Genomic DNA, 12,765 nt, shown 5'->3' with positions numbered 1-12,765 from the left:
AAAAAGAAGAATAAACTATATTTTATATTTCTACAGTTTATTCTTTAAAATTACATTCTATTGTCCTTATTAAGTTTTTCTCTAAGCGTAAATCATCTTCTGAAGTTCTTTTTTTAGGATTAGATGTCCTTCCACCAGCTCTTCTGATTTTTTGAGAAATATGTCTTTCCTCTAGCATTCTATCTATATTTTCTTCTGTGTACAAATATCCTTTTGGATTCAATATATGAGCTTTTTTTCCTAAACAAATTGCTGCAACTCCGTAATCTTGACTAATTACTACATCATTTGACTTACAGGTATTTACTACATACATATCCACACTTTGAAATCCGCTATCCACAACTTTAACTTCACCATAATCTAAACTTATAAAATGATGAATATCACAAAAAACTATTAGCTCTAATTTATACTTTTGGGCTATACTTTTAATAATAGAGATGCCTGGACAGGCATCTCCATCTACTATAATTCTCATTATTTTAATTTAGCTTCTAGTTCAGCTTTTAATTCTTCATATCCAGGCTTTCCAAGTAAAGCAAACATATTTTTCTTGTAAGCTTCAACACCTGGTTGATCAAATGGATTAACTCCTAAAATATATCCACTTATTGCACAAGCTTTTTCAAAGAAATAAACCATATAACCAAAGTAGTATGGGCTAAGTTCTGGAATATTTAATACCATATTTGGAACTCCACCATCATTATGAGCTAATAAAGTTCCGTTAAATGCTTGCTTATTAACGAAATCCATAGTTTTCCCAGCTAAGAAGTTTAATCCATCTAAATCACCCTTAGCTTCTTCTATAACAACCGCTCTCTTTGCTTTTTCTACATTAAGAACTGTTTCAAAAAGACTTCTTCTTCCTTCTTGAATGTATTGTCCCATTGAGTGTAAGTCTGTTGAAAAATCAACTGCTGCTGTGAATATTCCCTTTTGATCTTTTCCTTCTGACTCCCCAAATAATTGCTTCCACCACTCATTAAAATAGTGTAGACCTGGTTCGTAGTTAACTAGTATTTCTATTTCTTTTCCTTTATTATATAAAGCATTTCTCATTGCAGCATACTTGTAGCAATCATTATTCTTAAAATCTGGAGTGGCATATGCTTCTCTTGCATCTGCAGCTCCTTGCATCATTTCATCTATACTAATTCCAGCAACAGCTATTGGTAATAAACCAACTGCAGTTAAAACAGAGAATCTTCCTCCAACGTCATCTGGAATTACAAACGTTTCATATCCCATTTCATCAGCTAGTGATTTTAATGCTCCTCTACTCTTATCAGTAGTTGCAAAAATTCTTTCTTTAGCTCCATCTACACCATATTTATTTTCCATGTAATCTTTAAATACTCTAAATGCTATTGCAGGTTCTGTTGTAGTTCCTGACTTTGAAATAACATTTACACTTATATCAATTCCTTCAATTGCATCTAAAAGATCAGCTAAATATGTTGAGCTTATGTTGTTTCCAACAAAGAACACCTTTGGAGTGTTTCTCTTATCATTGCCTAACACATTATAAAAATTACTATTTAGCATTTCTATAGCAGCTCTAGGTCCTAGGTATGAACCACCAATTCCTATAACTATTAATGCTTCTGAATTCTTTTTAATTTTTTCAGCTGCATTCTTTATTCTTGAAAATTCTTCTTTATCATAGTTAACAGGTAAATCTAACCACCCTAAAAAGTCATTACCTGCGCCACTTTTATTATGAAGAGTTTCATGAGCTCCTTTTACCATTGCTTCCATGTAGTCTAATTCATGTAGTTTCGCATATGGTTCTACCTTAGATAAGTCTAATCTTAAACCTTTATTCATAATCATACCTCCGAATCTTTCTGGGAATTTTTGCTGATTTAATCAACATCTATTATAACATATTTTAAATTATATGACTTAAATTTTTTATAACGCCATTTTATTTTGTTATTTTATATAAAAATTCATATATTATTTTTTGTTATTATTTTAATAATATGTGCTTAATTCTTAATTTAAAATTAAACATTGAAAATTTAGGTTAAAGCTTTTTCTAATTTCCTTATATAGAAATAGGTAGTTAAATTTTTTAAATTTAACTACCCTTCTTTTAATAATTCAACATGTTTGAATTATTTTCCCCAATTTTAAATTTTGAATTCTAAACTTAATTTTTATTATGCTAACTTTAAATCTTTAAGATATACCCAACTTGTTATCTCTTCTAGCAATGCTTTATTATCAGTTATTTTGCTAACTGTGTACACATTAGCCTTAACCCAATCTGGAATTATTTCTCCTGTAGCATAGTTAGTACCTATAACTTTTACTTTTGAACCTACTACTATAGATACAGGATATACTTTAACTCCACTGCTATTGAATACACTATAGCCTGGATTTTGATCTGCACAAATCTTAGCATTTTCTAGGCTACTAAAGGCTCCTATTTGTGAAGCTGCATCTTCCCAGTTTTTTCTCACTCTATATAATTCTGTTGGTGGATTTAAGTTATCTAGTTCCGCTTTAATCATATCTAAAAATCTTTGCCATCCCATATCTAAAGTTCTATGAGGACAATATTTCCCACTAAAGTCTTGATGTTTTCTAATTTGTGCAATACCCCATCCGTACTGCTTTAATAATGCTGCAACTTCTTTAGCAGCTCTTTTTTCTGCATTTATAAATCTAGTTCCACCTGATTTTGAATAACAAATTTCAACTGATATATAATTTCTGTTACCATCACCAGTTGATCCATCTCCTGCATGCCAAGCATTACGATTAAATGGTATTGCCTGAATTGCTTCCACATCGTCTATTGCAATGTGGTAGGATACACTGTTAGTGTTAGAAACCATATAAGATATTTCATTATTTGCACTTGCATCATTATATGTGTTATGAATGCAAATCCCCTTTGGTGTCATAGAATATGGACACTTTATACTGTATTTGTCTGAAGATATAAGTCTTTGTACTAAAGCCATTTTAAAAATCCTCCCTTTTAATTTATTTTTTATTATTTTTTGAAGCTAGCTCCTTACAACTATTACATATGCACTAATTATAGTTTTTTAAAAATTTTTCAAAATATTTTTAAAAATATTATTTCTTTACTTGAAAATAATAAATAATAATAGATACTTTATTGAAAAAGATTCTAGAGATAGCTTTAGTACTAAAGAAACTGTAAGATATGGTGAAGAAAAGACGCTGACGATTTATGAAAGGTTAATCCTTGGAAAGCTCAGAGCAGAAATGGGTTTATTTACAAACATAGAAAGAATGAAAAATAGAGGATTTATTGAATAAATAAAATTTGTAATCAACTAAAAAAATAAAATAATTAAGGTAGTTATGATTCTATTTCTACTTTTATAAAAATCATAACTACCTATTAACTCTATTTTTTAGTTAATTAAATTTAACATTTCTTAATTTTTCCTATAGGATTTTCTATTAAAGTTGCAACTATAAATGCATGCCTATGACCATCGCTCTCTTCTGTACATGCATAAACAAAATGAACATGTCTTCCAGCACCTACTGGTATTGCCGGTCCTGTAATTACATTAATTTCATGAAAGTGATCATTAAAGAAATCTGTTCTTGTACATAGACGGTGTACATGTCCACAACCTGATGGAATAACTTGTCCAGAAACTCCTGCAAAACGGTGATTATGAGGATCTTCCCCAAGTTCAGCTAACCTTACACTTCCAACAAATTCATGAACGTGAGTTTGTTTTTTTTCATTACATGACATTGACATAACTTAAATTCCTCCTCTTTTGTTTCATAATATATAGTATTGAAGATAGGTTAATTTTGTTACTATATATGTATATATGTTTAAAATTCTTTATTTTTGAATTAAAGTTAAGTCTATTAAGTTTTATCTGTATATTATTAAACTCTAACTAAATTTTTCATAAATAATTAAGTAATATAGTATTATATGAAAGTAACGATTTGTTGTTTCTAAAAACTTTATTGAATAAGTCACAAATATTCCAAAATCAGAGTTTTCTATTATTATCGGTTCTGAATATGCTGGAATGTTTTAAAGTAAATTCTACCTATTAATTCTTTATGTTTATAAAAAGCTAGGTTTTGGACAGTTAAAGACAGGTATGAGTCTATTTACAAATATGAAAAGAATGAAAAATAGAGGTTTTGTAAAATAATATTATTGAAAATTATAATACAAAAAGAACCTATAAATAATATTAATATTATTTATAGGTTCTTTTAAATCCTAAAATTACACTACCTTAACCATGATAAATATTAACTAAATATATTTATAAATAATGTAATTATTGCGGAATTTATAAAGTCAATAAATAATCCACCTACAATTGGAACTACAAGATAAGGAGTTTGACTAAATCCATACTTATTCGTAAGTGCATCCATATTTGCTATTGCATTTGCTGTTGAACCCATACCAAATCCACACATGGCTGATGAGAAAACTGCTGCTTCATAATTTCTTCCCATAGTTCTAAATACAACTATATATGCAAAAACCCCCATAAGAATTGTTTGTGAAACAAGCATAACAATCATAGGAAGTGCTAAGTAAAATAACTCCCATAACTTTAATCCCATTAATGCTAATGAAAGATAGAAAGAAAGACTAATTCCTCCTATAGTTTCTATTTCTTTATCTTCAATCTCGAAATTCTTATAATCACTTATATTTTTAATAATAGCTGCTGAAATCATCGCACCTATATATGATGGAAAAGTTAGTCCTAAACTTTGTATATAATTAGTTATAATTGACCCAATCCCCATTGCAATAAAAATCCAGGAAGCAGCCTTCATAAGCCTATTATAATTTAGTATTGCAGACTCGTCATGATGAAAATCACTTAATGGAATATCTTTGTCATGATACTCCTTGATAGTCTTAATATTATTCCTTTCTATTAATGACTTTGCAAGAAATCCACCTAAAATACTTCCCATTACTAATCCAAAAGTTGCTGATGCAAAAGAGACCGTTGTAGCTCCCTTAACCCCAATGTTCTCCAATAAAGGACCAAAGGATCCTGATGTTCCATGTCCTCCTACTAAGGGAATTGAGCCTGTTGCTAATCCTAATAATGGATCGAGATTAAATAATTTAGCTAGTGATACTCCAATTAAATCTTGGAATGTTACTAGTAGTATTGATAGTATTAAAAAAAACGCTACTTTTACTCCTCCATTTTTTAATACTTTAATACTAGCTGTATATCCTATACTAGTAAAAAATGCAGTCATAAAAACATTTTGAAGTGTTGTATCTAATGTTATTGTTGCTACATTAGTTATTTTTAAAATTAGCATTATTAATGCAAAAGTCATTCCCCCAACTACAGCCGACGGTATACAATATTTGTCTAATATTTTTACCTTTTTTCTTAAGTATACTCCAAAGTAAAATACAGCTGTCGCTAATGCCATTGTTTGAAATATGTCTAGTTTAAATTCCATGTATTCACTTCTCTCCTCTTTAGTTTATATTTAATAGTATGATACATTATTTTATTTTTTATTAAAATGTAAAATTACTATAAAATATTTATGTTGTCAACTCTTTTTAACTTTTTTGTGCTTTATACATTTATATAAATTAAGTATATTTAAATTACTACTTTCTTAAATCTAATAATATTATATTTGTAACACTACTAAAAATAATTATAATATAATAATGACAGATAATCTCATAGATTACCTGCCATTTAGAATATCTCATATTGAATTGAAATTATTCAAACTCTATAGTTGCTGGTGGTTTTCCTGTGCAATCATACATTACACGGTTAACACCTTTAACTTCATTTACTATTCTAGTTGTTACTTTTCCAAGTACTTCCCACGGAAGATCTGCTGATTCTGCTGTCATAAAGTCACTTGTAGTTACTGCACGAAGCACTACTGCATAGTCATAAGTTCTTTCATCTCCCATTACACCTACTGAACGCATATTAGTCAGTGCTGCAAAGTATTGACCTAATTCCTTATCAACTCCAGCCTTTGCAATTTCTTCTCTATAAATTGCATCTGCCTCTTGAACTATTTTAACTTTTTCAGCTGTTACTTCACCTATGATACGTATTCCAAGACCTGGTCCTGGAAATGGCTGTCTGTAAACTAACTTTTTAGGAATACCAAGTTCTAAACCTGCTTTACGTACTTCATCTTTAAATAATAATCTTAATGGTTCTATTATTTCTTTAAAATCTACATAGTCTGGAAGTCCTCCAACGTTATGATGTGATTTTATAACTGCTGATTTTCCAAGTCCACTTTCAATTACATCTGGATAAATAGTTCCTTGTACTAAGAAGTCTACTGCTCCAATTTTTTTAGCTTCTTCTTCAAATACTCTAATAAACTCTTCACCAATTATTTTCCTCTTTTGCTCAGGCTCTTCTACTCCAGTTAATTTTTCATAGAATCTTTCTTGAGCATTTACACGAATAAAGTTAAGATCATATTGTCCATTAGGTCCAAATATTTCTTCAACTTCATCTCCTTCATTTTTACGAAGTAAACCATGATCAACAAATACACATGTTAATTGGTTTCCAACAGCTTTTGAAAGTAATACTGCTGCTACAGATGAATCAACACCACCTGATAATGCACACAACACCTTACCATTTCCAACTTTTTCACGAATTTCTTCAATTGTCTTCTCTACAAATGAATCCATTTTCCAGTCACCAGAACATTCACAAACATTATATAAGAAGTTTGATATCATCTTTGTTCCTTCTTGTGTATGCATAACTTCTGGATGGAATTGAACTGCATATAAATTCTTTTCTGAACATTCCATAGCAGCAACTGGACATACTGGAGTATTGGCTACTGTTTTGAATCCTTCTGGTGCTTTTTCTATGTAATCTGTATGGCTCATCCAACAAATAGTAGATGATGATATTCCCTCAAAGATTTTTGAATCTGCATTTACATCAACTTTTGTCTTTCCATATTCACTTACAGGAGCAGTAGCAACCTTACCTCCAAGCATATGAGCCATTAATTGTGAACCATAACAAATTCCAAGTATAGGTATTCCAGCTTCAAATAGCGTTTTATCACATAAAGGAGAATCTTCACCATAAACGCTGTTTGGTCCTCCTGTAAATATTATTCCCTTTGGATTCATTTCTTTTATTTCATCAACACTTAAAGTATGTGGGTGAACTTCACAATAAACACCACATTCTCTAACTCTTCTAGCTATTAATTGGTTATATTGCCCACCGAAGTCAACAACTAAAACTAATTCTTTATTCATGAACTACCTCCAACTTTCGTTAATATAAGTTTCTAATTTAGGTATAGTTTAGTATATCATAATTTATAATTAGTAGTTAAGAGTTAAAAAGTTATTAAATTAATTTGAAACTCTTCACTTTTTTTTACTTTTTAAATCTTCTATTTAATAAACTATATAATAGCTTATTAGTTAATTCTATATTTTTTTATTTACTGTAGTTTGGTGCTTCCTTAGTTATATTAACATCATGTGGATGACTCTCTCTTATTCCTGATGATGTTTGAACTACGAATTTTGCAGTTTCATATAATGTATCTAAATCAGCTGATCCTAGGTATCCCATTCCTGATCTTATTCCACCTATTAATTGGTATATTGTATCTGCAACATATCCTTTGTAAGCAACTCTTCCTTCAACACCTTCTGGCACAAACTTCTTAGTTCCATTTTGGAAATATCTATCACTTGATCCCTTTTCCATTGCTCCAAGTGATCCCATTCCTCTATAAACCTTATAGCTTCTTCCTTGATATATCTCCATCTCCCCTGGTGCTTCTTCGCAACCTGCAAACATTGACCCCATCATTGCAACAGATGCTCCACCAGCTAATGCTTTTACTATATCTCCTGAATATTTTAATCCACCATCTGCTATTACTGGAACTCCATATTTTCTACCTTCTTCTGCACAATCCATAACTGCAGTTAATTGAGGTACTCCAACTCCTGCTACTATTCTTGTTGTACATATTGATCCTGGTCCTATCCCAATCTTAACACAATCTGCCCCTGCTTCTATTAAATCTCTTGTAGCTTCTGCTGTTGCAATGTTACCAGCTATTATTTGAAGTTCTGGATACTTAGCTTTTATTTTTCTTACTCCATCCATAACGCCTTTTGAATGTCCATGTGCTGTATCCAGTGTTATAACATCAACATTAGCCTTAACTAAAGCATCTACTCTATCCATCATATCTTTAGTTATACCAACTGAAGCTCCACATAATAATCTACCTTTTTCATCTTTTGCTGCATTTGGGAAAGCCTTTGCTTTTTCAATATCTTTAATAGTTATTAATCCCTTTAAGTTATTATCACTATCTACTAAAGGAAGTTTTTCTATTTTATGTTTCTTTAATATTTCAAGTGCTTCTTTTAATGTAGTTCCTTCTGCTGATGTTATTAATGGACTTTTTGTCATAACTTCTGATACTAATCTATCATAGTTTGTTTCAAACACTATATCTCTATTAGTTATTATACCAACTAATTTATTTCCTCTTGTTATTGGAACCCCTGATATTCTATATTGAGCCATAAGTTCTTGAGCCTGTCTTATTGTATGATTTTCTGATAAAAATATTGGATCTGTTATTACTCCATTTTCTTGTCTTTTTACTCTATCAACTTCTTTTGCTTGCTCTTCTATTGTCATGTTCTTATGTATTATTCCTATTCCGCCCTCTCTAGCCATTGCAATAGCCATTTTGGATTCTGTTACAGTATCCATGCTCGCACTCATTAATGGAATATTTAAAGTTATCTTTTTTGTTAATTTAGTTTTTAAGCTAACCTCATTAGGTAAAATCTCTGATTTATTAGGTACTAGTAATACATCATCAAAAGTATAAGCAGTTTTAATTATTGTTGCCATTTGTCTTCCCCCTTGAAAAATGATTTTTTTCTTGCATATTTGTTGTATTATGATGTTATTTATTCTTTTTTCTTTCTATTTTTGAGTATAAAAAAAGACATACTAATCTTCTAAGTGAAGTTAATATGCCTAAAACCCTATATAAATAACTATAGGTATAGTATATCAAAATCACTCATAGTCGGAAATTTAAGGTTTCCGGTAGATACTCCCTGCCATATTCAGGGGATATACGAGTACTAGATGTATGACTAATTTAAATTTATAGTTATTATATATCTATGACTTATACTTGTCAATAAGTTTGCAATTTATAATTCAAATATTTTTTGTATTTTGATTTATATCATTCTCCTGAATCAATTTTATAAATTCCACTATTATCCAAGGAAGTTCTTTTCAAATTATTTTCAGCAGTATTTCTCGTAATTACTTAATCATTATCATTATCTTGTATTCTAACAAGTCTATATCCCACTCCTATATGAGTTTGTATATAACTACTTTTAGTTCTATTTTTTTCCATCTTTTTTCTTAATGTAGCCATAAATACCCTTAAAGAAGGTATATCTCCCTCATAGGTGGCTCCCCATATTTCTTTTAAAATGTAGGTATGAGTTAAAACTTTACCAACATTTTTAGCTAATAAACAAAGTAATTTGTATTCTATAGGAGTTAAGTGTATTTCTTCTCTATCTATAAAGGCACACCCTGAGATGTAATCTATTTTTAGTCCACCATTTATAAATTCAGTGCTTTCTTCTTTTTTGCTATTATCATAGTTCATTTTACGAATAGCAACTCTTATTCTAGCTAAAAGCTCATCTACACTAAATGGCTTTGTAAGATAATCATCTGCACCAGAATCTAATGCCTCTATTTTATCTCTATCTTCACTTCTTGCACTAACAACTATTATTGGGCAATTAGACCACATTCTTACTTTTTTTATTATTTCTATACCTCCTATATCAGGTAATCCTAAATCTAATATAATTATGTCTGGTCTATGAGATGTTGCAAACAAAATTGCTTGCTCTCCATTTTCTGCTGTAAAGCAACTATATGAATGAACTTCTAAAGTAGCAGATATAAAATTTCTTATTGCTTTATCATCTTCAACTACTAAAATTGACACTGCCATTGTTTACCTCCACTTGTAATAAAGTAAATCCGATCACTGTTCCATGAGGTTTGTTATTTCTAACATAAATTTCTCCTCCATGAGCATTTATTATTGATTTGCATAGTGCAAGCCCTAATCCAAGACCTCTTCTGCTGTCTCCCTTATTATCATTTGCTGTAAAGAACATATCAAAAATACACTCCTGATCACTCTTACTAATTCCAACCCCATTATCGGCTATTTCTACTATTACTTTTTTCCCTTTCGTAAATACATTTATTTGAATTTCCGTTCCTTGTTTTGTATATTTTATTGCATTATCTAATATATTTATCATTACTTGAACTATTAACCTTACATCTACATCAACCATTAAAAATTCATTTGTTAAATTAACTTTTACTTTATACTCTGAAATTTTACGATTAACATGTTCAAGAGCCTCATTAACTATCTCTTCTATTAATTGTGGCTCTGTATTTAACTTTACATTACCATTATCCAATCTAGATACTGATAATAAATTCTCCACTAAATTTATTAACCAAAGAGAATCATCATATATATCTAATATTAATTTTCTCTTTACTTCTTCATCAAATTCATTATTTAATATCGAACTAGCACTTCCTGAAATACTTGTAAGTGGTGTTCTAAGATCATGCGAAACTGCTCTTAAAAGGTTAGCCCTAAACCTTTCATTCTCAGCTTGCATTAAAGCATTCTTTTTAGACTCATTTAATAAATACTTTTCTATTGCAAAGGAAATTTGACTTAGCATTGCCTCTAGTAAAGATTTTTCACTACTATCTATGCTTTCATTTTCTCTCATTACTATTCCTATTACAACCATAACATTATTTTGCCCTATTAATGGTATATACATTGCCTTTGAACCTGGAAGTGTATCAGTACTAGCACCTGCCCTTTTCTTATTTCTTATTACCCAGCTTACTACTGCCTTTTCTTCCTCACTTATATACTTTTTATCTATCTCACTTCCATCATCAAATTTATAATTATATACACTTTTTATATTTTCATCTATAGCTTCATACACTATAATAGGCTTTTTTAAAAACTTATATAACTGCATTTGTGAAGTAAATATAATATCTTCTAAATTACTTGTTCTCTCTAAATCCCTACTTAATTCTAATAAAATATTGGTTCTATTTGCAGTTACAGCTGATAAATTTGCTTGATATTTAACCTTATTAGTTAACGTGCTTGTAACTAATGCAGATGTAAGCATTGTAATAAATGTGACCAAATATCCAGGATCATAAAAATTCAGTGAAAACCTTGGTACTGTAAAAAAGAAATTAAAAATCAATACACTTGCTAATGATGATATCGCCCCATAAACCATACCTTCAGTATTATTAGAAATAAGTAACACTCCTAATATAAATACAGTTATTATATTAGCTTCACTAAATCCAAGAGTATATAAAAGACCACTTATTACTAAAGACAATAGCAATATTAAGATTGTCTTAGCTATGTCTTTAGGTGAAAGCTGTATATTTTTTACTGGATATTTCCTTTTAGCAACAATATCTTCATTATCTGGTATAACATAAAGATCTATTTCTGGAGCAAGCTCTACTATTCTATCTACATATCCAATTTTATACCAAAGAAGAACCTTTCTTCTTTTTGTTCTTCCAATAATTATTTTTGATATACTACTTAATTTTGCAAACTCTGCTACTTGGTATGGTATATCATCTCCATAAACAGTTTCTACATTTGCTCCTAAATCTTCAGCAAGCTTTAAATTTTCTCTTAGTTTATCAATACTTTTTTCACTTAAATCTTTTGAAGATATAGTTTCAACAAAAAGTGCTGTAAATTCAGCATGAAAAGCTTCTGCCATCCTTGCTGCTGCTCTTATCACCTTTGCATTAGATGGTGATGAGCTTAAGCAAACTAAAATGTGTTCATTTGTATGGTACATACCTTTGCTATAACTTTTATTAATTGCGACTTCTTTATTTACTCTATCTGCAGTTTCTCTTAAGGCTATTTCACGTAATGCTACTAGATTTTCTCTTATAAAAAAATTATTTAAAGCTTTTTTTGCTTGTTTTTCTTTATATATTTTACCTGAATTCAATCTATCTATAAGATCTGATGGTTCAATATCTATTATTTCTACTTGAGATGCCTCATTAAAAAATCTATCAGGAACTCGTTCTTTTACTACAACATTAGTAATTGATGCAATTATATCATTTAAGCTTTCTATATGCTGAACATTTACTGTAGTATAAACATCTATCCCAGCATTTAACAACTCATCTATATCACTATACCTTTTCTTGTGTCTTAACCCTATCGCATTTGTATGAGCTAATTCATCTACAAGTATAAGCTCTGGCTTCCTTTTTAAAGCTCCGTCTAAATCGAATTCATTTAATGTTATTCCTTTATATTTAACTTCAAGTTTTGGTAAAAGTTCTAATCCATCTAAAAGAGCTAAAGTTTCTGGTCTTGTATGAGGTTCTATATACCCTACCACTACATCTATTCCTGCCTTTTTTGCAGCATGAGCAGCATCTAGCATAGCGTAGGTTTTACCTACGCCTGCTGCATAACCAAAAAATATTTTAAGCTTACCTTTTTTATTCTCTTTTTCTTCATCTTTTATTTTTTTCAGTAACTCTTCTGGATTAGGACGAGTTTCATTCATTT

10 protein-coding genes and 1 riboswitch are annotated in these 12,765 nt (G+C 29.9%); of the genes, 1 reads left to right on the top strand and 9 read right to left on the bottom strand.

All coding sequences use genetic code 11. From position 1 onward, the window contains the following. Positions 1-37: 37 nt before the first annotated feature. The 3 genes from ACYUEX_RS00150 to ACYUEX_RS00140 form a co-directional block, all read right to left on the bottom strand. Positions 38-481, bottom strand: coding sequence for a YaiI/YqxD family protein (locus ACYUEX_RS00150; protein WP_460286025.1), 444 nt, complete (start codon positions 479-481; stop codon positions 38-40). Next, the gene (locus ACYUEX_RS00145; RefSeq protein ID WP_460286024.1) at positions 481-1,833 is read right to left on the bottom strand and encodes a glucose-6-phosphate isomerase; all 1,353 of its coding nucleotides are present in this window, start codon (positions 1,831-1,833) and stop codon (positions 481-483) included. The genes ACYUEX_RS00150 and ACYUEX_RS00145 overlap by 1 nt, the downstream gene beginning before the upstream one ends. 338 nt (positions 1,834-2,171) lie before the next feature. After that, positions 2,172-2,984, bottom strand: coding sequence for a peptidoglycan recognition protein family protein (locus tag ACYUEX_RS00140; RefSeq protein WP_460286023.1), 813 nt, complete (start codon positions 2,982-2,984; stop codon positions 2,172-2,174). Positions 2,985-3,114: 130 nt separating this feature from the next. Here ACYUEX_RS00140 and ACYUEX_RS00135 point away from each other — a divergent pair, with 130 nt between their 5' ends. Next, on the top strand, positions 3,115-3,309 hold the full coding sequence (locus ACYUEX_RS00135) for a hypothetical protein (RefSeq protein WP_460286022.1): 195 nt from the start codon (positions 3,115-3,117) through the stop codon (positions 3,307-3,309). 112 nt (positions 3,310-3,421) lie between these two features. Here ACYUEX_RS00135 and ACYUEX_RS00130 read toward each other — a convergent pair whose 3' ends face one another. The 6 genes from ACYUEX_RS00130 to ACYUEX_RS00105 form a co-directional block, all read right to left on the bottom strand. Then, entirely contained in the window at positions 3,422-3,763 is a 342-nt protein-coding gene (locus ACYUEX_RS00130; RefSeq protein ID WP_411170651.1) for a YmaF family protein, read from the bottom strand. Positions 3,764-4,287: 524 nt separating this feature from the next. Next, the gene (gene gltS, locus ACYUEX_RS00125; RefSeq protein ID WP_460286021.1) at positions 4,288-5,484 is read right to left on the bottom strand and encodes a sodium/glutamate symporter; all 1,197 of its coding nucleotides are present in this window, start codon (positions 5,482-5,484) and stop codon (positions 4,288-4,290) included. Positions 5,485-5,761: 277 nt separating this feature from the next. Next, positions 5,762-7,303 (bottom strand): glutamine-hydrolyzing GMP synthase, encoded by a 1,542-nt coding sequence (gene guaA, locus ACYUEX_RS00120; RefSeq protein ID WP_460286020.1) that lies wholly within the window; start codon positions 7,301-7,303, stop codon positions 5,762-5,764. 187 nt (positions 7,304-7,490) lie between these two features. After that, positions 7,491-8,939: an IMP dehydrogenase gene (gene guaB / locus ACYUEX_RS00115; protein ID WP_460286019.1), complete on the bottom strand. Its 1,449-nt coding sequence runs from the start codon at positions 8,937-8,939 to the stop codon at positions 7,491-7,493. Positions 8,940-9,097: 158 nt separating this feature from the next. After that, positions 9,098-9,195, bottom strand: a riboswitch (purine riboswitch). A gap of 177 nt (positions 9,196-9,372) precedes the next feature. Next, entirely contained in the window at positions 9,373-10,083 is a 711-nt protein-coding gene (locus ACYUEX_RS00110) for a response regulator (protein ID WP_460286018.1), read from the bottom strand. Next, positions 10,058-12,763, bottom strand: coding sequence for a DUF4118 domain-containing protein (locus ACYUEX_RS00105; protein ID WP_460286017.1), 2,706 nt, complete (start codon positions 12,761-12,763; stop codon positions 10,058-10,060). Before ACYUEX_RS00105 ends, ACYUEX_RS00110 begins: the two co-directional genes overlap by 26 nt. Positions 12,764-12,765: the final 2 nt, after the last annotated feature.

The sequence above is a fragment of the Clostridium sp. CTA-7 genome (assembly GCF_054768095.1).
This window is presented reverse-complemented; position numbering and strand designations above follow the sequence as displayed.